General features: G+C 66.8%; 20 protein-coding genes. 11 read left to right on the top strand and 9 right to left on the bottom strand.

The window, feature by feature from the left end; genetic code table 11:
• Positions 1–46: 46 nt before the first annotated feature.
• The gene (locus VGV41_RS18430) at positions 47–1,327 is read right to left on the bottom strand and encodes a pilus assembly protein (RefSeq protein WP_326865444.1); all 1,281 of its coding nucleotides are present in this window, start codon (positions 1,325–1,327) and stop codon (positions 47–49) included.
• 368 nt (positions 1,328–1,695) lie between these two features.
• On the opposite strand from VGV41_RS18430, the gene clpS reads away from it, so the two are divergent.
• The 5 genes from clpS (at position 1,696) to VGV41_RS18405 (ending at position 8,013) form a co-directional block, all read left to right on the top strand.
• Positions 1,696–2,052 carry an ATP-dependent Clp protease adapter ClpS gene (gene clpS / locus VGV41_RS18425; protein ID WP_326865442.1) on the top strand — a complete coding sequence of 119 codons (357 nt, stop codon included), beginning with the start codon at positions 1,696–1,698 and terminating at the stop codon, positions 2,050–2,052.
• 40 nt (positions 2,053–2,092) lie between these two features.
• Positions 2,093–4,489, top strand: a complete 2,397-nt coding sequence (gene clpA, locus VGV41_RS18420; protein ID WP_326865440.1) for an ATP-dependent Clp protease ATP-binding subunit ClpA — start codon at positions 2,093–2,095, stop codon at positions 4,487–4,489.
• Positions 4,490–4,642: 153 nt separating this feature from the next.
• Positions 4,643–5,371, top strand: a complete 729-nt coding sequence (locus VGV41_RS18415) for an AzlC family ABC transporter permease (protein ID WP_326865439.1) — start codon at positions 4,643–4,645, stop codon at positions 5,369–5,371.
• Complete coding sequence (locus tag VGV41_RS18410; protein ID WP_326865438.1) at positions 5,368–5,721, top strand: AzlD domain-containing protein; 354 nt, start codon at positions 5,368–5,370, stop codon at positions 5,719–5,721. Before VGV41_RS18415 ends, VGV41_RS18410 begins: the two co-directional genes overlap by 4 nt.
• Positions 5,722–5,844: 123 nt before the next feature.
• Complete coding sequence (locus tag VGV41_RS18405; RefSeq protein ID WP_326865437.1) at positions 5,845–8,013, top strand: carboxypeptidase regulatory-like domain-containing protein; 2,169 nt, start codon at positions 5,845–5,847, stop codon at positions 8,011–8,013.
• 54 nt (positions 8,014–8,067) lie between these two features.
• Here VGV41_RS18405 and VGV41_RS18400 read toward each other — a convergent pair whose 3' ends face one another.
• The 5 genes from VGV41_RS18400 to VGV41_RS18380 form a co-directional block, all read right to left on the bottom strand.
• Positions 8,068–8,490: an HIT family protein gene (locus tag VGV41_RS18400; RefSeq protein WP_326865436.1), complete on the bottom strand. Its 423-nt coding sequence runs from the start codon at positions 8,488–8,490 to the stop codon at positions 8,068–8,070.
• A 23-nt stretch (positions 8,491–8,513) separates the two neighbouring features.
• A complete protein-coding gene (locus tag VGV41_RS18395) occupies positions 8,514–9,710 on the bottom strand; it encodes a GNAT family N-acetyltransferase (RefSeq protein ID WP_326865434.1) in 1,197 nt (398 codons plus the stop codon).
• Between the two features lie 39 nt (positions 9,711–9,749).
• Positions 9,750–10,019 (bottom strand): hypothetical protein, encoded by a 270-nt coding sequence (locus VGV41_RS18390; protein ID WP_326865433.1) that lies wholly within the window; start codon positions 10,017–10,019, stop codon positions 9,750–9,752.
• Between the two features lie 68 nt (positions 10,020–10,087).
• Complete coding sequence (locus VGV41_RS18385) at positions 10,088–10,834, bottom strand: glycerophosphodiester phosphodiesterase family protein (RefSeq protein WP_326865432.1); 747 nt, start codon at positions 10,832–10,834, stop codon at positions 10,088–10,090.
• The gene (locus VGV41_RS18380) at positions 10,834–11,301 is read right to left on the bottom strand and encodes a RidA family protein (RefSeq protein WP_326865431.1); all 468 of its coding nucleotides are present in this window, start codon (positions 11,299–11,301) and stop codon (positions 10,834–10,836) included. The genes VGV41_RS18385 and VGV41_RS18380 overlap by 1 nt, the downstream gene beginning before the upstream one ends.
• A 166-nt stretch (positions 11,302–11,467) precedes the next feature.
• On the opposite strand from VGV41_RS18380, the gene VGV41_RS18375 reads away from it, so the two are divergent.
• A complete protein-coding gene (locus tag VGV41_RS18375; RefSeq protein WP_326865430.1) occupies positions 11,468–12,328 on the top strand; it encodes a cell envelope integrity EipB family protein in 861 nt (286 codons plus the stop codon).
• A 127-nt stretch (positions 12,329–12,455) separates the two neighbouring features.
• Here VGV41_RS18375 and VGV41_RS18370 read toward each other — a convergent pair whose 3' ends face one another.
• Complete coding sequence (locus tag VGV41_RS18370) at positions 12,456–13,724, bottom strand: DNA polymerase IV (RefSeq protein ID WP_326865429.1); 1,269 nt, start codon at positions 13,722–13,724, stop codon at positions 12,456–12,458.
• Entirely contained in the window at positions 13,703–13,999 is a 297-nt protein-coding gene (locus tag VGV41_RS18365; protein WP_326865428.1) for a DUF3572 domain-containing protein, read from the bottom strand. Before VGV41_RS18365 ends, VGV41_RS18370 begins: the two co-directional genes overlap by 22 nt.
• Positions 14,000–14,115: 116 nt before the next feature.
• Between VGV41_RS18365 and VGV41_RS18360 the strand changes: the two genes are divergently transcribed.
• Positions 14,116–14,487 (top strand): response regulator, encoded by a 372-nt coding sequence (locus VGV41_RS18360; protein WP_326865427.1) that lies wholly within the window; start codon positions 14,116–14,118, stop codon positions 14,485–14,487.
• Positions 14,488–14,497: 10 nt separating this feature from the next.
• Entirely contained in the window at positions 14,498–15,871 is a 1,374-nt protein-coding gene (locus VGV41_RS18355; RefSeq protein WP_326865426.1) for a PleD family two-component system response regulator, read from the top strand.
• 294 nt (positions 15,872–16,165) lie between these two features.
• On the opposite strand, the gene VGV41_RS18350 is transcribed toward VGV41_RS18355, so the two are convergent.
• Positions 16,166–16,879 (bottom strand): hypothetical protein, encoded by a 714-nt coding sequence (locus VGV41_RS18350; protein ID WP_326865424.1) that lies wholly within the window; start codon positions 16,877–16,879, stop codon positions 16,166–16,168.
• A gap of 93 nt (positions 16,880–16,972) precedes the next feature.
• Between VGV41_RS18350 and VGV41_RS18345 the strand changes: the two genes are divergently transcribed.
• The 3 genes from VGV41_RS18345 (at position 16,973) to VGV41_RS18335 (ending at position 19,476) form a co-directional block, all read left to right on the top strand.
• Complete coding sequence (locus tag VGV41_RS18345) at positions 16,973–17,542, top strand: thioredoxin family protein (RefSeq protein ID WP_326865423.1); 570 nt, start codon at positions 16,973–16,975, stop codon at positions 17,540–17,542.
• A 235-nt stretch (positions 17,543–17,777) separates the two neighbouring features.
• On the top strand, positions 17,778–18,764 hold the full coding sequence (locus VGV41_RS18340) for an ABC transporter substrate-binding protein (RefSeq protein ID WP_326865422.1): 987 nt from the start codon (positions 17,778–17,780) through the stop codon (positions 18,762–18,764).
• 16 nt (positions 18,765–18,780) lie between these two features.
• Positions 18,781–19,476 (top strand): substrate-binding domain-containing protein, encoded by a 696-nt coding sequence (locus tag VGV41_RS18335; RefSeq protein WP_326865421.1) that lies wholly within the window; start codon positions 18,781–18,783, stop codon positions 19,474–19,476.
• The last annotated feature ends 437 nt before the right edge of the window (positions 19,477–19,913 follow it).

Genomic DNA, 19,913 nt, shown 5'->3' with positions numbered 1-19,913 from the left:
CGCGCGCCGCATGTTGAATGCGGCGCGCGTGCGCGGCTGCAGGATATCACATTGCCAGGCGCAACTGCGTCAGCGCGGTGCCGATCTGGCTGAATGTGGTCGGGATCTCGGTCGAGGAGGTCAGCAGGAAGAATTTGTTTTTGTCGCTGGCGCAGTCCTGCAGCAGCGTCGAGGTCGGGTCGCCGCCGGTGTTGACCTGCACCGTGTAGACGGTGACGCCCGCCGCCTTGACGTTGGCGCAGGTCTTCTCCTGCCGCGCGTCGATCGAGGACTGGTTGGAGTACCAGCGGTCCTGGGTGTTGAGGCCGTCGGTGAGCAGGATGATCACCTGCGAATATTTATAATCCGGATCGAAGGCCGGCACCGTGAACGGCGACTGTGTCAGCGACTGCCAGCCCAGTTGCAGGCCGATCGCCTGGTTGGTGTTGCCGACCGGGGTCATGGCGTCGATCTTGCTCGACAGCGCGGTCCAGTCGTTCGACAGGCCCATGGTCGAGGCGGGGCAGGAGGAATACTGCTCCGTCGGATAGAGGGTCGAACCCGCCGCCGGCGCATCGTTGGTGGTGTCGTAGTTCTGGTCGCGGTCGGTCAGGCAGCCGTTCCAGGTCGAATGGTCCGCCGGCGTCCAGGTGCCGCCGTTGCCGGTGCACTTTGTCTGTGAACTGCCGTATTTGCTGATGCTGCACTTGCCGTTGACGGCCTCCCACAGGTCCCAGCGCAGCCAGGATGCGGCGTAGTTGCTCGATCCGATATTCACATCCTTGTTGAAGGGAATGATCGAGACATAGACGTCGTCCGGCGAGGTCGCCGCCTGCTGCAATTGCGTGAGCAGGCCGTGCGCCGCCGTCTGCAGCGCCGTCATCTTGCTGTCCTGTGCCATCGATCCGGTGTTGTCGAGCACCAGGGCGACGCGCAGGCGGGTGTTGCCCCAGGTCGCGGTCGAGCTCGCGCTGATGTCGAGGTGGTCGTAGCCGAGGACGCCGAGGAAGTTGGTCGGCAGCGTCGCGGTGCCGCTGAGAACCACCTTTGAGCCACCGGTGGAGGAATAGGAGGTCGTCAAAGTGAGGTTCTTGACGTCCGAGGCGCGCGTGAACAGGGCATTGAAATAGGTGTTGGCGGAGGTCTGGAGGGTGGCCGCGGACTGGTTCGCGGCGCTTTTCGACAGCATCAGGGCGGTCGAGTCGAGCGCCGCCTGGAAGGCGGCCTTGGTGGCGGTGGCGCGGCTGTAATCCACCGCGACGCCGACGCCGCCGAGGAGAGGAATGGCGGCAATTCCGAACAGGGGAGCAATGCTGCCGCGGCGGTCACGCAGAAATCGGGCCAACATGTCGTCACCAGGACTTGGGAGGAGCGGGGAAGGAGGAGCGGGGAACTCTCGCGGTAGACTATGCAAGCCAATTCTTCCGGGTCCGTTTGTAAGGTGCCGAGAAACCGAGCCAAATTCGATTAGATTGCCGCTCTCTATGGCTTGCGGTCCGCCCGCTTATGGCTATCTCCAGGAGACGGTCGGAACTGGCGGATGGCCCGGCTACTTGTCCCCTGCCGGGGCCCGTCGAGGGCAAATCCCGGCTTGGAAGGGCCGTCTCCGGGTCGCTAGGATGGTGGGGTGGCCGTGCGCCGCGCGGTCACTGGGGGTAACGGGTTGGAATGCTACTTGCTTCGACGATTGTCATGACCGGGACGAGCCAACCGCGGATGGCCGACGACGACCGCAAGCGCCGCAATGGCGACGCCGGCGGTAGCGGCGGCGCCGGCGGGCCCGGCACCGCGGTCATCACCAAGACCAAGCCGCAGACCAAGCGCCCGAACATGTATCGGGTGCTGATCCTCAACGACGACTACACGCCGATGGAATTCGTCGTGCACATCCTCGAGCGCTTCTTCGGCAAAGACCACGAAGCCGCCACACGCATCATGCTGCATGTGCATCACCACGGCATCGGCGAGTGCGGCATCTTCACGTACGAGGTGGCCGAGACCAAGGTGACGCAGGTGATGGACTTCGCCCGCAAGCACCAGCATCCGCTGCAATGCGTGATGGAGAAGAAATGAGCCGGCGGGGGGCGTCCAATACAAAGAAGATGGAAATCTAATGCCAACATTTTCGCGCAGTCTCGAGCAGTCTCTCCATCGGGCGTTGGCCTTGGCCAACGAGCGGCACCATGAATACGCGACGCTCGAGCATCTGCTGCTGGCGCTGATCGACGACCAGGACGCCTCCGCCGTCATGCGGGCGTGCAATGTCGACCTCGACAAGCTGCGCCGCAGCCTCACTTCCTATCTCGAATCCGAGCTTGAGAACCTCATCACCGACGGCGCCGAGGATAGTAAGCCGACCGCCGGCTTCCAGCGCGTCATCCAGCGCGCCGTCATCCACGTGCAGTCGTCCGGCCGCGAGGAAGTGACCGGCGCCAATGTGCTGGTCGCGATCTTCGCCGAGCGCGAGAGCCACGCCGCCTATTTCCTGCAAGAGCAGGACATGACGCGCTACGACGCCGTCAATTACATCAGCCACGGCATCGCCAAGCGTCCCGGCATGACGGAAGCGCGTCCGACGCGCAGCGCCGACGAGGAGACCGACACCAAGTCGGGCGACGAGCCCAAGAAGAAGGGCGACGCGCTCGATGCCTATTGCGTCAACCTCAACAAGAAGGCGCGCGAAGGCAAGATCGACCCGCTGATCGGCCGTGACCAGGAGATCAGCCGCACCATCCAGGTGCTCTGCCGCCGCCAGAAGAACAACCCGCTGTTCGTCGGCGAGGCCGGCGTCGGCAAGACCGCCATCGCCGAGGGTCTCGCCCGCCGCATCGTCAACGGCGAGGTGCCGGACGTGCTCAAGGGCGCGACCGTGTTCGCGCTCGACATGGGCACGCTGCTCGCCGGCACGCGCTATCGCGGCGACTTCGAGGAGCGCCTGAAGCAGGTGATCAAGGAGATCGAGGCCTATCCGGGCGCGATCATGTTCATCGACGAGATTCACACCGTGATCGGCGCCGGCGCCACCTCCGGCGGCGCGATGGACGCATCGAACCTGCTCAAGCCGGCGCTCGCCGGCGGCGCCATCCGATGCATCGGCTCGACCACTTACAAAGAGTACCGGCAGTACTTCGAGAAGGACCGCGCGCTGGTGCGGCGCTTCCAGAAGATCGACGTCAACGAGCCGTCGGTCCCTGACGCGATCGAGATCCTGAAAGGTCTCAAGCCGTACTTCGAGGAGTACCACAAGCTCAAATACACCAACGACGCCATCAAGGCGGCGGTCGAGCTGTCCTCGCGCTACATCCACGACCGCAAGCTGCCGGACAAGGCGATCGACGTGATCGACGAATCCGGTGCGGCGCAGATGCTGCTGCCGGAGAGCCGGCGCAAGAAGACCATCGGCCTGAAGGAGATCGAGACCACGATCTCGACGATGGCGCGCATCCCGCCCAAGACGGTGTCGAAGGACGACGCCGAGGTGCTGCAGCATCTCGAGCAGACCCTGAAGACGACGGTGTACGGCCAGGACAAGGCGATCGAGTCGCTCGCCGCGTCGATCAAGCTGGCGCGTGCCGGCCTGCGCGAGCCGGAGAAGCCGATCGGCTGCTACCTGTTCTCCGGCCCGACCGGCGTCGGCAAGACCGAAGTGGCCAAGCAGCTCGCAGCCTCGCTCGGCGTCGAGCTCACCCGCTTCGACATGTCCGAGTACATGGAGCGGCACACGGTGTCGCGCCTGATCGGCGCGCCTCCGGGCTATGTCGGCTTCGACCAGGGCGGTTTGCTCACCGACGCCGTCGATCAGCACCCGCATTCGGTGCTGCTGCTCGACGAAATCGAGAAGGCCCATCCCGACCTGTTCAACGTGCTGCTGCAGGTCATGGACCACGGCAAGCTGACCGACCACAACGGCAAGCAGGTCGACTTCCGCAACGTCATCCTGATCATGACGACGAATGCGGGCGCCTCCGATATGGCCAAGGCCGCCTACGGCTTCACCCGCACCAAGCGTGAGGGTGACGACCAGGAGGCGATCAGCAAGCTGTTCGCGCCGGAATTCCGCAACCGGCTCGACGCCGTCGTCACCTTCGCGCACCTGTCGCAAGAAGTGATCTCGCAGGTGGTCGAAAAGTTCGTGCTTCAGCTCGAGGCGCAGCTCGGCGACCGCAATGTCACGATCGAGCTGTCCGACGAGGCGACGCGCTGGCTGATCGCCAACGGCTACGACGAGCTCATGGGCGCCCGCCCGATGGCGCGGGTGATCCAGGAGCACATCAAGAAGCCGCTGGCCGACGAGGTGCTGTTCGGCCACCTGAAGAACGGCGGCCATGTTCGCGTCGTCGTCACGCATGACGAGAATGGGCGCGACAAGCTCGGGCTCGAGTTCCCCGACGGCCCGGTGACGCCGCGCCCGGAGAAGTTGCCGGTGGTGCGGCCGAAGGCCAAGCGGCGGTCGCCGCGGCCGAAGGCCAAGCGCGGCTCGGTGCCGAAAGTGCCGCTGGCGAAGGTCTGACGGCCGAAGCCTTTCGATTGCAACAAAGCCGGGCGGCGACGCCCGGCTTTGTTGTTGCGACCGTCGGCTTTGCCAATTCGCTTTTGCGGAGCGCGCATGCGGGCGCCGCGGTTGCGCGCGTGATGCGCCTATGGGACAGGTGTGACCCCGCCCATGCAGCCCGTCCGCACCTTTCCGAGTTCGACCGCCGCCTTCATCGCTGGCGCGCGCTCGGCCTGGACCTCGGTGTTCGCGCTGGTGATGGCCGGCACCTATATCGGGCTCGGCGCGCTGGCGCACGATTTCGGCCTGTCGGCGCTCTGGCTGGCGCTGTCGACCATCTTCGTGTGGGCGGCGCCGGCGCAGGTCATCCTGATCTCGGCGCTCGGCACCGGCGCCTCGCTCATCGAGGTCGCAATCGCCGTGACGCTGAGCGCCATGCGGCTCTTGCCGATGGTGGTGGCGCTGTTGCCGCTCGTGCGCCGGCCGGGCAGGGGCGTCGGGCATCTCCTCCTGCCGACGCATTTCACTTCGATCAGCATGTGGGTGGAGTCGCTCCGGCTGTTGCCGTCGATGGCGCGCGAGCACCGGCTCGCCTTCTGCAACGGCCTGTCCTGCGGCTTCATGTCGACCGCGGTCACCTTCGGCTTCGTCGGCTATTACCTCGCCGCCGGCCTGCCGACGGTGCTCGCCGCCATGCTGCTGTTCCTCACGCCGCTGTCGTTCCTCCTGTCCACGACCCGCAATGCGCGGGCGATGATCGACCGCGTCGCGCTCGCGTTCGGCCTGCTCATCGGCCCCGTGCTGGTCTATTTCCAGGTCGGCCTCGACATCATGTGGACCGGCATCATCGGCGGCACGCTGGCTTATGCGGTGCACCGCGTGCGCGGAGCGCCGGCATGAGCGGCATCGGCGAGTTGTCGCCCTATCTGGTACTGATCCTCGTCGGCGTTCTGCCGAACGAGATCTGGCGCTGGCTCGGCCTCGGTCTGGTGCGCGGGCTCAACGAGAAATCGGAGATCGTGGTGCTCGCGCGCGCAGTGGCGACCGCGATCCTCGCCGGGGTGATCGCCAAATTGATCCTGTTTCCATCGGGCGAATTGACGGCGATCCCGCTCGCCGTGCGCGTTGGCGCCGCCGCCTGCGGCTTTGCGGCGTTTGTCGCCGCCCGTCGCTCGCTGCTCGCCGGCGTGGCGGCCGGGGAGGCGGCGCTGCTTGTCGGCGCGCTGTTGTTCGCGCACGCGATGAATTGAAAGTTTTTCACGTCCGGAAATCCGGCGGGCATGTTTGCCCGCGACAGACCGCCGCACCTTTGCTAGCCTTTTCTCCTCAACGCGACGGAGTCCGTAGTCAAGCGGACCAGGGGAGGAAGTTCCATGCCGGTACGCTCCACGATCCTGCGCGCCTTGTGCGCGGCGACCTTGCTGTCATCGCTCTCGTTTGTCCCTGCGGCGTTCGCTCAGTCTCAGCCGGCGCAGGCGCAGATGCCCGCCATCGGCGAGAAGTCGATCGGCGGCATGGTGCGCGGTGCGAACGGACCGGAAGCCGGCGTCTGGGTGATCGCCGAGACGACCGACCTGCCCACCAAATTCGCGCGCATCGTCGTCACCGACGACGCCGGCCGCTATCTCATCCCCGATCTGCCGACCGCGAATTATGAAGTCTGGGTGCGCGGCTACGGTCTCATCGACTCGCCGAAACTCCGCGCCAAGCCCGGCATGCGCCTCGATCACGCCGCCGTGCGCGCGCCGAACGCGGCGGACGCCGCGCATTATTATCCGGCGCTCTACTGGTACGCGATGATGAAGATCCCGCCGGCCAGCGAGTTCGGCGGCAAGGGTCCCATCCCCGCCAACATCACGCAGACCGACTGGCTGCGCCAGATGAACAACGTCGACTGCATCGGCTGCCACCAGCTCGGGCAGGAGGCGACGCGCACCGTGCCGGCGCAGTTAGGCCACTTCGCCTCGGGCGAAGAAGCCTGGATGCGTCGCACGCAGTCCGGCCAGGCCGGCGAGATGATGACGAACCGCCTGGCCGGCCAGTTCGGCGGCGCGCCGTATCAGTATTTCGGCGACTGGACCGACCGCGTCGCCAAGGGCGAGTTGCCGAAGAGCACGCCGCCGCGGCCGCAGGGCCTCGAGCGCAATATCGTCGTCACCTGGTGGGAATGGTCGAAGCCGGACAAATACCTGCACGACGAGATTTCGACCGACAAGCGCAATCCGACGGTCAACGGCTACGGCAAAATCTACGGCTCGCCGGAATATTCGACCGACACCATCCCGATCCTCGATCCGAAGACGAGCGAGGTCACGTATTTCACGCTGCCGCACCATGCCGACATGCCGCTGTCGCTCGGGCCGGGCCATGCCGGCGCGCTCGATCCGCTGCAGCCGTCGGCCTATTGGGGCGCACGCCGGCTGTGGGACACGCACGCGAACAATCACAATTCGATGTTCGACAAGCAGGGCCGGCTGTGGCTCGCCGCCGCCTTCCGCGCTGCGGACAATCCGGCCTTCTGCAAAAAGGGCTCGGATCACCCGTCCGCCAAGGCGTTCCCGATCGAACGCAGCGTGCGGCAGATCGCGATGCTCGACCCGAAGACGATGAAGTATACCTTCGTCGATACCTGCTTCGGCTCGCAGCACCTGCAGTTCGGCTTCGACGCCGACAACACGTTGTGGGTCAGCAATGGCGGCACGTCGCCGGCGGCGACGGCGGGCTGGATCGACACCAAGGTGTTCGACGAGACCGGCGACGCGGCCAAGGCTCAAGGCTGGGCGCCGTTCGTGCTCGACACCAACGGCAACGGCAAGCTCGACGACTACACCGAGCCGAACCAGCCGGCCGATGCCAAGAAGGACATGCGCATCACCGCCGGCTCCGGCACCTACGCCGTGATGCCGAACCCGGCCGACGGCAGCGTCTGGTACACGGTCGGCGTCTTCGGCGGCCGCGCCGGCTTCCTGCGCTTCGATCCGAAGACCAAGCTGTCGGAGATCTACTTCGTGCCGAAGCCCGCCTTCGGCATCCGCGGCGGCGATATCGACTCGCACGGTGTGCTGTGGGGCTCGAGCTCGAGCGGCTTCCTGGTCAGCTTCGACCGCCGCAAGTGCAAGGGGCCGCTCAACGGGCCGAAGGCGACCGGCGACCACTGTCCGGAAGGCTGGAGCTCCTACAAGTATCCGGGCCCGGGCTTCGACGGCTTCCCCAACACCAGCGCCGAGGCGAGCTATTACACCTGGGTCGACCAGCACAACACGCTCGGGCTCGGCAACGACGTTCCGGTGTCGACCGGCAACCTCAATGACGGCCTGATCGCGCTGAAGGACGGCAAGATGATCGTGCTGCGCGTCCCGTATCCGATGGGCTTCTACGCCAAGGGTCTCGACGGCCGCATCGACGATCCGAACGGCGGCTGGAAGGCGCGCGGCCTGTGGACCGCGAGCGGCGATCGCGTGCCGTGGCTGCGTGAGGGCGGACGCGGCAGCCGCCCGCTGGCCGTGCATTTCCAGTTGCGGCCGAACCCGCTGGCAGACTAGCCAACAAAAAAACCGGGCGCGGCCGCCGCGCCCGGTTTTGCTTTGGAGCTGCCGTCAGGCCAGGGCGGCGGCGAGCTTCTTCGCCTGCTCGGCCAGCACCTCGGGCTTTTCCTTTTCCGAAGCGGGCGGCTTCATCATCACGCCGGCCTTGCGCGGGATGACGTGGACATGCAGGTGGAACACCACCTGGCCGCCGGCGCCCTCGTTGAACTGCTGCACGGTCACGCCGTCGGCGCCGAACACGCCGACCGACGCCTTGGCGATCTTCTGCGCCACCTTGGCGACATGCGCGAGATCGTCGGCCGGGCAGTCGAGGATGTTGCGCGCCGGCGCCTTCGGAATCACCAGCGTGTGGCCGGGCGCGCGCGGCATGATGTCGAGGAAGGCGAAGGCCTTGTCGTCCTCGTACACCTTGAAGCAGGGCAGTTCGCCGCGCAGGATCTTGGCGAAGATGTTGTTCGGATCGTAGGCGGGCATGGCGGCGGTCCTCGTTGTGGCGGTCAGTCCTGCTCGACCAAATCCTTACGGAACGGGCCGGCCGCCGCAAGCTCCTCGCCGACCGCCTCCACATAGGCCCGCTCGCGCGCCAGGTAGTCGTCGATGGCGCGGCGGAGCCCCGCATGGGCGATGTAATGCGCCGAATAGGTCGGGTGGGGCAGGTAGCCGCGGGCCAGTTTGTGCTCGCCCTGTGCCCCGGCCTCGACGCGCTTGAGTTTGTTGACGATCGCGAATTCGATGGCCTGATAATAGCAGACCTCGAAGTGCAGGAACGGGTGGTGCTCGACCGCGCCCCAGTTGCGGCCGTAGAGCGTGTCGTCACCGATGAAGTTGATGGCCCCGGCGACGAAGCGGCCGGCGCGTTTCGCCATCACCAGCAGGATACGGTCGGCCATCGCCGCGCCGACGATGGAGAAGAAGGCGCGCGTCAGATACGGCCGGCCCCATTTGCGCGAGCCGGTGTCCATGTAGAACTCGAAGAAGGCGTCCCAGACTTCTTCCGTCAGGTCGGAGCCGGTCAGCCAGTGCAAGGTGATGCCGGGTGCCAGCGCATCCTTGCGTTCGCGGCGGATCGTCTTGCGCTTGCGCGAATTGAGCGCGGCGAGGAAGTCCTCGAAGGTGGCGTAGCCTTCGTTCTCCCAGTGGAATTGCTGGTCGGTGCGTTGCAGATAGCCGCGATGGCCGAGCAGATCCCATTCCTCCTTGGTCAGGAACGTGACGTGCGCCGACGACAGGCCGTTGGCCTTGGTGACCTGGGCGAGCGCATCGCCGAGCGCGCCGCGTACGCTGTCGGCGACCGGGCCGGGGCGGGCGAGCAGGCGCGGCCCCGTTACCGGGGTGAACGGCACCGCCACCTGCAGCTTCGGATAGTAGTCGCCGCCGACGCGCTCGAAGGCCTCGGCCCAGCCGTGGTCGAACACGTATTCGCCCTGGGAATGGCTCTTGGCGTAGCAGGGGGCGACACCGAGGACCTCGCCATCGGCGGTCTCGGCGATCAGATGCTGCGGCTGCCAGCCGGTGCGGGCGCCGACCGATTTCGACTGTTCAAGAGAGGAGAGGAAGGCGTGCGAGACAAAAGGGTTAGGCGGCTGTCCTCGTGTTGATAATTCAGTGGAGGGCGCGCCGGCGCAGGCGTCCCAGACCGCGGCCGGGATTTCGGTCAGCGAGGAGGCGATGCGGATGTTCAGTTCGACGGTCATCGGCGCTCTATTAGCGCCACTTTACGCCTGAAATCGGGATCAGCGGCAATACACGGCGTCCATACCGGTGGGATCTCCATTCCAGTCGAGCTGCGTGCCATAGATGCGGCAGTTCGGCGGAATCCTGTGGCAGCCGTTCCAGTCGCAAGCGATCTGCCCCTGCGGCGCCCGGCGTCGGGTGCGCACCACGGGCTTTTTCTTCTTTGCGGCCAGCGCGAGCGTGTCCGACGGTTTGGACGCGGCCAGCGCAGGCGCTGTGCCGAGGATGGCGAGAGCGGCGGCAACGGCGATCGTCGAGCGGATGTTCACGGTGTTGACCCTTGATCGAGCGGCGTTGTGGGAAAAACACCGTCGGAGGATACCGTGTTCCGCGACAGTTACGGCGTAAATCCCTCGAAGATCACCTGATCGGCCCAGCGCGCGGCGCGGCGGCGGTCGTCCTCAGTGCGCACAGTCCAGGTCAGGACCGGAACGCCGAAGACGCGCTGCGCGAGGAGCGGCGTGAGCGACGGCAAGTCCTTCACCGACCAGGCGACGAAATGCGGCCGTGTGCGCGGCGCGTGCGCCAGATGCGCGAGCTGCCATTTCTTGAACGCGGGCAAGGCCGCCCATTCCGGATGGGCGTAGTGCCGCTCAGCGATGATGCCGCGCGTCAGGCCCGGTGCGATCGCGCGCAGCAAGGCGACCAACTTCGGATCGAACGACATCGCCGCCGCTGGACCGGCATAGCCGGCGAGCACCTCGGCGACGCGCCGCGTCAGCGTCAGGTCGCCGTCGAACCGGCTCTTGATCTCGACGAAGAGCGGCACGCGGCCGCCGACGAGTGCGCACAACTCACCGAGCGTGAGCATACGGTCGGTGGTGTCGCGGAAGGCGACGATCTTGAGCTCGGCGGCGGTCAGCGCGCCGAGCGGCCCGCTGCCTTCGGTCAGCCGGCCGAGCGCAAGATCGTGATGCACAATGGCCTCGCCGTCGCGGCTCACCTGCACGTCGCATTCGATGCCGTAGCCGCCGGCGATCGCCGCTGCGAAGGCCGAGGCCGTGTTCTCGACGACGCCGGCGCGCGCGTCGTGCAGCCCGCGATGGGCGACCGGCCGCGCCGTAAGCCAATCGAGTTTTGGCATCAGCCGATCTCGAACAGCCCCTCGACCTCGACCGCGGCATTGGCCGGCAGCGCCGCGACGCCGACGGTCGAGCGCGCATGGCGGCCTCGGTCGCCGAATACCTCGACCATCAGGTCGGAGGCGCCGTTCATCACCTTCGGCCCGTCGGTAAAGCCGGGCGCCGAATTGATGAAGCCGCCGAGACGCACGACGCGCACGACCTTGTCGAGATTGCCGATGGCGCCCTTCACCTGCGCCAGCAGGTTGATGGCACAGGCGCGCGCCGCCTTGGCGCCATCCTCCATCGACACGGAGCCGCCGAGCTGGCCGGCGGCGACCAGTTTGGCGTCCGAACCGAAGCAGAGCTGGCCTGAGACGGTGAGCAGGTTGCCGGTCTTCACGAAGGGTACGTAGTTGGCGACCGGCGCCGCCGGCGTCGGCAGCGTGATCCCGAGTTTCGCGAGCGTGTCCTCAACCGATCCGGCCATCACGATCCCTCCTGAACTGGCGCACAATGCTTTGTCGATCCTTGGCCGATCGGGCGGCACGGCGCAAGCGGCCGTTGCCGGCCGGGAAGGCGGCCTCTATCCTGCCGCGATCGTCGCATCTCGTGTGGCGGGCATCGGCAATCGCCCCGGAGAGGCTCTGTTTTCCATGACGTTTTCTCGTTTCTTGCGGATCGCGCGCCTCGCGGCGGTCGCGCTTCTGTGCGCGCCGGCGCTGCCGGCTCTGGCCGCTCCCGCCGACGGCGTCCACCTCGCACCGCATCGCGCCATCTACGACCTCAAGCTGTTGCGCGCCAACGGCCCGCGCGGCATCGACTCGGTGCGCGGCCGCATCGTCTACGATTTCTCCGGCAATGCCTGCGACGGCTACGACCTGAAATTCCGCCAGGTCTCGGAGCTGAACTCCGGCGAGGGCAAGGGCATCCTCACCGATCTGACCTCGTCGACCTGGGAAGCGGCCGATGCCAAAAGCTTCCGCTTCAGCTCGCAGAACCGCACCAACGACAAGGCCGATACGGTCAACGGCGAGGCCGACCGCGGCGGCAAGCAGGTCGCGATCAAGCTGACCAAGCCGAAGCGCACCGCGCTGATCATGCCGCCGTCGGTGGTGTTTCCGACCGAGCAGATGCGTCGCATTATCGCGAGCGCGCGCGCCGGGCAGAACTTCCTGCAGATGCCGGTCTATGACGGCTCCGAGACCGGCGAGAAGCTGTACAACACCTTCACCTTGATCGGGCAGGCGATCCCGCCCGGCGCCAAGCCGCCCAACGACGCCACGGCGAAGGTGCCGGCGCTGGCGAGCCTGACGCGCTGGCCGGTGACGATCAGCTATTTCGACCAGCGCAGCGACAGCGAGATTCGCACCGGCGAGCAGACGCCGGTCTACACGCTCGGCTTCGAGCTCTACGAGAACGGCATCTCGCGCGCGCTGGTGCTCGACTATTCCGACTTCGCCATCTCCGGCGAGATGACCTCGCTGGAGATGAAGAACGAGAAGCCGTGTAAGTAGGCACCGCGCTTGTCATCGCCGGGCTTGCCCCGGCGATCCCGATCAGGCGGGCGTTGTGCCCTCCTAAACGAGATGGCCGGGACAAGCCCGGCCATGACAGTTGAAAGGCAGCGCAGCGGGGAGCCGCTCACTCCTCCTCGATCGCCAGTCCCTTCACCACCGCGTCGCGGCCGAACTTCGAGCGCAGCGCGTCGACCGCGTGCTCGGCCTGCGCGGCGCGGCGGCCGATGAGGTCTGAAAGATCGTCGCCGCCGCCGTCGTCGAGATGGCTGACGCCGATGCCGATCAGGCGGAAGCGCGTCGTGCCGACCTCGAGCCGCAGCAGATCGCGTCCGGCCTCGAAGATGCGCGTCGCGAGTTGCGTCGGGCTGCCGAGCGAACGGGCGCGCGTCCGAAGCTTGAAGTCGGCGCTCTTGAGCTTGAGCGTCACGGTCGCGCCGGCCAGACCCTGCGCCTTCAGCCGCGACGACACCTTCTCGCACAGATGCCAGAGGTGCTGCTCGAGCGGGCGGAAGTCGGCGATGTCGCTGTCGAAGGTCGTCTCCGCCGACACGCTCTTGGTCTCGCGCTCGGGATCGACCTCGCGGGTGTCGATGCCGCGTGCGAGCCGCGACAGGCGCAGGCCTTCCTCGCCGTAGCGGCGCATCAGGTCGCGCTCGTCGGCGCGCTGCAGATCGCCAATCAAGCGGAAGCCGTCATTGGCGAGCTTGCCGGCGCTCACGGCGCCGACGCCGTAAATGAAGCCGACCGGCCTCGGGGCCAGGAAGGCGGGCGCTTCCGCCGGCGCCAGCACGGCGAAGCCGCGCGGCTTGTCCAGGTCGGAGGCGATCTTGGCGAGGAACTTGTTGCCGGACAGGCCGATCGACACGCTGATGCCGACGTCGCGCTCGACGTCGCGGGCAAAGCGCGCCAGCACGCGCGCCGCGCTCATGCCGTGCAGGCGCTCGGTGCCGGTGAGATCGAGGAAGGCCTCGTCGATCGACAGCGGCTCGACCAAAGGCGTCAGGTCGCGCATGCGTTTGCGCACCTCGCGGCCAACCTCGACGTATTTCGCCATGTTCGGCTTGACCACCACCGCGTGCGGACAGCGGGACAGCGCCTCGAACATCGGCATCGCCGAGCGCACGCCGTAGGTGCGGGCGATGTAGCAGGCGGTCGCCACCACGCCGCGTTTGCCGCCGCCGACGATCAGCGGTCGGTCGGCCAGCGAAGGGTCGTCGCGCTTCTCGATGGTGGCGTAGAAGGCGTCGCAATCGATATGCGCGATGGTGAGCCGGTCGAGCTCGGCGTGGCGCACGAGCCGCGGCGAGCCGCAGCCGCGGCAGCGTTTCGCGGTGTCCGCCACGTCCGTCAGGCAATCCCGGCAGAAGCCGCTCACGGGACGTCGCGCTCCCATCCGCCGCCGAGGGCGATGCGCGCGGCCTCGACCGTCGCCGGATCGTGCCCGGCCTCCCTGGCGAAATCGGTCAGCAGCCGCTCGTCACCGGAAAGGTAGTCGAGCACGCCGATGAGGAACTGCGGCTCGCGCGCCGCGGTGCGAATCTCGCCGGGGCCGATGCCGGTCAGAGAGAGAAAGCGGCCAAGCCTTTCACTGTCCTGCGCGATATAGCTAAGCGCCTGAATGGCAAGCGCTTCTGCCGCCTCGCGGGCATGGGCCGAGCGTCCTTTCATGGCCGCGATTTGCCTTTCCTAAAGAATTCGGCACTACCGTCGCATCCGATCATGCCCGAGCGCGCGCGCCAAAGCGACGCCGCGGGGAGGCGCCTTGGGGAAGACGGGCGGGAAACATGTCGAAAACCGTCCTGATCGTGGAAGACAACGAGCTCAACATGAAGCTCTTCCACGACCTCCTGGAGGCCCATGGCTACGGAACGGTCGGAACCCGGAACGGCATCGAGGCGCTCGACCTCGCGCGCAAACACCGGCCCGACCTGATCCTGATGGATATCCAGTTGCCGGAAGTGTCCGGCCTCGAAGTGACGAAATGGCTGAAGGACGATCCCGAGCTGAAATCGATCCCCGTGGTGGCGGTCACCGCCTTCGCCATGAAGGGCGACGAGGAGCGAATCCGCGAGGGTGGCTGCGAGGCCTATCTGTCGAAGCCGATTTCGGTGGGCAAGTTCATGGAGACGGTGCGTCACTTCCTCGGCACCGCGTGAGGAACGTTCGATGAGTGCGCGTATTCTGGTCGTCGACGACGTTCCCGCCAACGTCAAGCTGCTCGAGGCGCGGCTGTCGGCCGAATATTTCGATGTCGCCACGGCGTATAACGGCGCCGAGGCGCTGGCCATGTGCGAGCGCGCCGAATGCGACATCGTCCTGCTCGACGTCATGATGCCGGACATGGACGGCTTCGAGGTTTGCCGCCGGCTCAAATCGAACCCGACGACGCATCACATCCCGGTGGTGATGGTGACCGCGCTCGACCAGCCGTCCGACCGCGTGCGCGGCCTGGAAGCCGGCGCCGACGATTTCCTGACCAAGCCGGTGAGCGACATCGCGCTCGTCTCGCGCGTGCGCTCGCTGTCGCGGCTGAAGATGGTCACCGACGAATTGCGCATGCGCGCGCTGACATCGCTCGAGATCGGCATCGAGAGCCCCGAGCGCGACGCAGTGGCGGAGCAGGGCCGTAACGGCCGCATCCTGCTCGTCGACGACCGCAAGAGCTCGTACGAGCGCATCGCCCCGATGCTGGCGACCGAGCACACCGTCGACATCGAGACGGAACCGGCCGAGGCCTTGTTCCACGCCGCCGAGGGCGACTACGAGCTGGTGATCGTCTCGCTCGGCCTGCAAAATTTCGACGGGCTGCGCCTGTGCAGCCAAGTCCGCTCGATCGAGCGCACGCGCAACGTGCCCATCCTCGCCATCGCCGAGCCGGACAACAACACGCGGCTGGTGCGCGGGCTGGAGATCGGCGTCAACGACTACCTCTTGCGGCCGATCGACAAGAACGAGATGCTGGCGCGCGTGCGCACGCAGATCAAAAAGAAGCGTTATACCGAGCGCTTGCGCGACAACGTTCAAGCGTCGATCGAGATGGCGATCACCGACGCGCTGACCGGGCTGTTCAACCGGCGCTACATGGAGACGCACCTCTCGGCGCTGGTCGAGCAGGCGGCGTCGCGCGGCAAGCCGATCTCGGTGCTGGTGCTCGACATCGACTTCTTCAAGTCGATCAACGACGGCCACGGCCACGACGCCGGCGACGACGTGCTGCGCGAATTTGCGCTGCGCATCCGCAAGTCGATCCGCAACATCGATCTCGCCTGCCGGCTCGGCGGCGAGGAGTTCGTCATCGTCATGCCGGAAACCGACATGGGCGTGGCGACGACGGTGGCGGAGCGGCTGCGCCGCCGCATCGCCGGCGAGCCGTTCCCGATCCAGCAGGGCACGCGGCTGCTCGACGTCACGCTGTCGATCGGCATCGCCGCGCTCGGCGGCGCCGGCGACAACGCCGCGGCGATGCTCAAGCGCGCCGATCAGGCGCTCTACCGGGCCAAGCGCGACGGCCGGAACCGCGTCGTCGCCGACGCCGCCTGATCGCCGGCAGGTTGCAGAGATTCGCGAATCGGGTCCGGCGCGTCGGCCCCGGCGCGCCGAATTTGTTCGTATATTCAGCGTGTTAAAAACGCATTGGCGGGGCCGGGCGCTTGCTCTAACCTGCCGCGGACGGCTGGGCGCAGCGATTCTTGCACGCGAGAGTTGCTCCCGGCCCCTTGAATACCCTGCGGAGAAGCTCAGGTCCGCCGCATCTCCTGGGTCCGTGGGGTTCGGCCGGCCCGGAAGCGGTGTGAGTGGCCTCCTCATGCGCCGCTTCCGGCCGGCCAACTTGTCTCAGCCGAAGCGGAACGCCAGCAGATTGTCGAAGGCGCGCATCTCGTCGAGCACGCGGTGCAACAGGTTGGCGTCGTGCTCCGCGATCGCCTTGGGGATGAAGGTGAGGCTCGCCTGCGCGCCGTCGATGAGACGGCGGAACTCCGGCCCCTCGCGCACGCTTGCGCTCGCCATGCTGTCGCAGCGCTTGAGCGTCGCGCCGTAAGCATCCGCCTTGGCGGCGAGATCGGCGCCGACGCCGGGCCTGGCGAAATCCAGTTTGTGATCGTCGAAGGCGAGCAGCGCCGCCATCGCCGTATTGGCGTCCTTGACGCAGTCGGCGAGCACCTCGATATGCGCCGACGTGCGCAGGTCGTAGAGGTCGTCGCGCATGCCGATGAGCGCCGCCCGCACGCCGTCCGGCTTGCCCATGGTGACCATCATGTCGGCGGTGACGAGGCGCATGGCGATGTCGGTCATCTCCTTCACGTAGAGCTTCTGATCGAACACCGACGGCCGCTTGACGCTGCCGACGCGCTGCCAGGCCTCGCGCAGGCGGTCGATCTCGAGCGAAACGAGGTCCTTGTTGCCGGTGCGCAGGTAGCCGATGGCGACGCGGTTATGCGCCGCCGCGGCTTCGACCGCGGCGTTGAAGTCGGCGAGGTCGTCGGCTTTGGCCGCGCCGGCGGCGAGGAGGGCGGCGAACAGGACGAGGGGGCCCAAGCGGACCAGCATGGCTTCACCGGAGTGTGAGACCGCGCGCGGCGGCTGCGCTATATATAACCCCCGCGGCGGGGCGGCGAGGCCGTCCGCAAGGAAAAGCGAACGATGCGTTTCACGCGGCGCGATCTGTGGCTCGGAGCGGCGGCGGCCTTGGCCGCGCCGGCGGTCCTGCGCGCCGCGCCCGAGTTGACCGCCGACGGCCTCTACACCGAGCCGTGGTTCCTCGACAGCTTCATGGTGCTGCCGGAGGACCTCGCGGCGGCCGACAAAGCCGGCAAGCGTTTCGTCGTCATGTGGGGGCTCAAGGGCTGTCCCTATTGCAAGGAGACGCATTTCGTCAATTTCGCCCGGCCCGACATCGCCGACTACATCAAGGCGAACTTCGTCGTCGAGCAGTTGAACATCATCGGCCAGAAGACGGTCACCGACTTCGACGGCGAGGAATTGACCGAGAAGGCGATGGCGAAGAAATACGGCGTGCAGTTCACGCCGACCTTCCAGTTCTTCGGCGAGGACGCGGCCAGGCTCAAGATCTTGGCGCCGCAGGCGCGCGAGGTGGCGCGCGCGCCCGGCTATTTCCGGCCCGACGATTTCCTCGCCATGTTCCGCTTCGTGCGCGAGAAGGCCTACGAGACGAAGAGCTTCCGCGATTTCCTCAAAGCCCGCGCGAGCTAGTGTGCCCCGGATGCGGTGCAGCGCGTCGCGTTAGCGACGTGGTGCGCCGCTGATCCGGGGCCGTACCGGCGTAATGCGCTTGTACGGTCCCGGGTCTGCAGCGCAGCACCAGCAGCGCGTTCATGCGCGTCTTCTGCGCACAGGTGCCGCGCTGCGCCCGGGACACGGCTTTGCCATCCCCCGGCCTTTCCCGTAAGACTGCCGCGCCAATCAAGAACGCGGGTCCTTGCCTCACATGTCCAAGCTCAAGCTATCCGTCGCCGTCGGCCCCTATGACCGCACGCGCGCGCTCATCGACGGCAGCGTGCAGATCGACGGCGTCGATCCGGTCTGCATGACGCTTTCGCCGGAGGAAATCTTCTTCCGCGCGCTGCGTCACGCCGAGTTCGACATCTGCGAATTGTCGCTGTCGAGCTTCACCATGAAGACGGCGCAGGGCGGCGGTCCCTACGTCGCCGTGCCGGCCTTCGTCTCGCGCATGTTCCGCCACACCTCGATCTACGTGCGCACCGACCGCATCAAGAAACCGGAAGACCTCAAGGGCAAGAAGGTCGGTCTGCCGGAATACCAGCTCACCGCCAATGTCTGGGCGCGCGCCATTCTCGAGGACGACTACGGCGTGAAGCCGTCCGACATCCACTGGATCCGCGGCGGCATCGAGCACGCCGGTCGCCCGGAAAAGATCGCCGTCAACCTGCCGAAGGACGTGCGCCTCGACGACGCGCCGGAGGGCAAGACCATCTCGGCGCTGCTCGCCGAGGGCGCCATCGACGGCTTCATCGCGCCGCGGCCGCCGGCGCTGCCGAAGGGGACGCCGAACGTCGGCTGGCTGTTCCCCGATCCGGTCGCCGCCGCGAAGGACTACTTCAAGCGCACCGGCATCTTCCCGATCATGCACGTCGTCGGCGTGCGCCGCACATTGGCCGAGCAGCATCCGTGGCTGCCGGGCGCGGTGTTCAAGGCGTTCAGCGAGGCCAAGGCCAAGGGCCTCGAACTGCTCTCCGACACGTCGGCGACCAAGGTGACGCTGCCCTTCGTCGAGGAGCGGCTGGCCGAAGCGCGGGCGACGATGGGCGAGGACTTCTGGTCCTACGGCGTCGAGGAGAACCGCAAGACGCTCACGAACTTCCTCAAGCACCATCATTCGCAGGGCCTGTCGTCGCGGCTGGTGACGCCGGAGGAACTGTTCCATCCGGGTACGCTGGAGAGCTACAAGCTCTGATCCCGAGGAGGGGGCGATGGCGACGATCAAGGTGATGAGCGGTGGCGCGCCGAAGGAAGTGTTCGGCAAACTGACCCCGCTGTTCGAAAAGCAGAGCGGCCACACGGTCTCATACAGCTTCGCGGTGATGAGCGCGCTGCGTGACCGGCTCGCCGGCGGCGAAGCCGCCGACGCGCTGGTGATGCCGACCAACGTCCTCGACGGCTACGAGAAGAGCGGCGTCGTGCGCGGGCAGGGACGCGGCGTGCTCGGGCTCGTCCCCGTCAACGCCGTGGTGCGGACCGGCGCGGCCAAGCCGGACCTGGGAAGCGTCGAAGCCGTCAAGCAGGCCATGTTGAATGCGCGCTCGATCGTGTTCCCGACGCCGGGCGCGACGCCGAGCGGCACGCATATGGGCAAGCTCGTCGAGACGCTCGGTCTCGCCGAGGCGCTGAAGGCGAAGATCATCCATCGCCCGGCGCTCGAAGGCGGCGTCGAACTGGTGAAGAGCGGCGAGGCGGAGATCGGCTTCTATCCGAAGAGCGAAGTCATCAACACCGCCGGCCTCGAGCTCGCCGGTCCGCTGCCGGCCGACATCCAGCTGACCACGATCTACGGCGCGGCGGTGACGACCGCGAGCGCGGCGCCCGACGCGGCCGCGGCCTTCGTCGCCTTCATGCGCGACCCGGCGCACCGCGCCGTCTGGACGCACGGCGGCTTCGACGCGCCCTGAACCTCTCCCGTCACCCTGAGGAAGCCGCGTAGCGGTCCTCGAAGGGTCTCTGAGTCACAGGCCCTTCGAGGCCCGGCCTGCGGTCGGGCGCCTCAGGACGACAGGCGGGCGCACCTCAGCACAAATTCTTTTCCACGGACTATTGACCTACTAGGTCGATATGCCTAGTATGTGTCCGTCCTGCTCTTCAAGGGGCGTCACCGGAGACGTGCCGAGGACGGAGCAGCGGTGAGGGACGAGGCCGGAGATGCGGCCTTGTCGTTTCATCGGACAGGATCGGGGAAACCCGAACCTGTTGATGCGGCGCCCGCGGGCGGGGCTCGTAACCCCAGCCCCCGGGAGGCCTTGGCCAGCCGTCCGCCGGCATTACGACCGGCTGCCCGCAGTTCTACGGAACGATGGGCTGCACGCGGCGGCGACGAAGGAGCGGTGGCCAC

This window comes from Pseudolabrys sp., assembly GCF_035943735.1.
GTDB lineage: Bacteria > Pseudomonadota > Alphaproteobacteria > Rhizobiales > Xanthobacteraceae > Pseudolabrys.
The sequence above is the reverse complement of the archived record's forward strand: the minus strand, read 5'-3'. Positions and strand labels throughout refer to the sequence as shown.

Bases quoted from the DNA above. Each gene is read 5' to 3' on its own strand.
- VGV41_RS18415 (WP_326865439.1), top strand. From the start codon at position 4,643: ATGCAGCCCGTCCGCACCTTTCCGAGTTCGACCGCCGCCTTCATCGCT.
- VGV41_RS18405 (WP_326865437.1), top strand. From the start codon at position 5,845: ATGCCGGTACGCTCCACGATCCTGCGCGCCTTGTGCGCGGCGACCTTG.
- VGV41_RS18340 (WP_326865422.1), top strand. From the start codon at position 17,778: ATGTCCAAGCTCAAGCTATCCGTCGCCGTCGGCCCCTATGACCGCACG.
- VGV41_RS18385 (WP_326865432.1), bottom strand. From the start codon at position 10,834: ATGCCAAAACTCGATTGGCTTACGGCGCGGCCGGTCGCCCATCGCGGG.
- VGV41_RS18370 (WP_326865429.1), bottom strand. From the start codon at position 13,724: ATGGGAGCGCGACGTCCCGTGAGCGGCTTCTGCCGGGATTGCCTGACG.
- VGV41_RS18410 (WP_326865438.1), top strand. From the start codon at position 5,368: ATGAGCGGCATCGGCGAGTTGTCGCCCTATCTGGTACTGATCCTCGTC.
- VGV41_RS18375 (WP_326865430.1), top strand. From the start codon at position 11,468: ATGACGTTTTCTCGTTTCTTGCGGATCGCGCGCCTCGCGGCGGTCGCG.
- VGV41_RS18355 (WP_326865426.1), top strand. From the start codon at position 14,498: ATGAGTGCGCGTATTCTGGTCGTCGACGACGTTCCCGCCAACGTCAAG.
- clpA (WP_326865440.1), top strand. From the start codon at position 2,093: ATGCCAACATTTTCGCGCAGTCTCGAGCAGTCTCTCCATCGGGCGTTG.
- VGV41_RS18395 (WP_326865434.1), bottom strand. From the start codon at position 9,710: ATGACCGTCGAACTGAACATCCGCATCGCCTCCTCGCTGACCGAAATC.
- VGV41_RS18345 (WP_326865423.1), top strand. From the start codon at position 16,973: ATGCGTTTCACGCGGCGCGATCTGTGGCTCGGAGCGGCGGCGGCCTTG.
- VGV41_RS18335 (WP_326865421.1), top strand. From the start codon at position 18,781: ATGGCGACGATCAAGGTGATGAGCGGTGGCGCGCCGAAGGAAGTGTTC.
- VGV41_RS18350 (WP_326865424.1), bottom strand. From the start codon at position 16,879: ATGCTGGTCCGCTTGGGCCCCCTCGTCCTGTTCGCCGCCCTCCTCGCC.
- VGV41_RS18360 (WP_326865427.1), top strand. From the start codon at position 14,116: ATGTCGAAAACCGTCCTGATCGTGGAAGACAACGAGCTCAACATGAAG.
- VGV41_RS18400 (WP_326865436.1), bottom strand. From the start codon at position 8,490: ATGCCCGCCTACGATCCGAACAACATCTTCGCCAAGATCCTGCGCGGC.
- VGV41_RS18365 (WP_326865428.1), bottom strand. From the start codon at position 13,999: ATGAAAGGACGCTCGGCCCATGCCCGCGAGGCGGCAGAAGCGCTTGCC.
- VGV41_RS18380 (WP_326865431.1), bottom strand. From the start codon at position 11,301: ATGGCCGGATCGGTTGAGGACACGCTCGCGAAACTCGGGATCACGCTG.
- clpS (WP_326865442.1), top strand. From the start codon at position 1,696: ATGGCCGACGACGACCGCAAGCGCCGCAATGGCGACGCCGGCGGTAGC.
- VGV41_RS18430 (WP_326865444.1), bottom strand. From the start codon at position 1,327: ATGTTGGCCCGATTTCTGCGTGACCGCCGCGGCAGCATTGCTCCCCTG.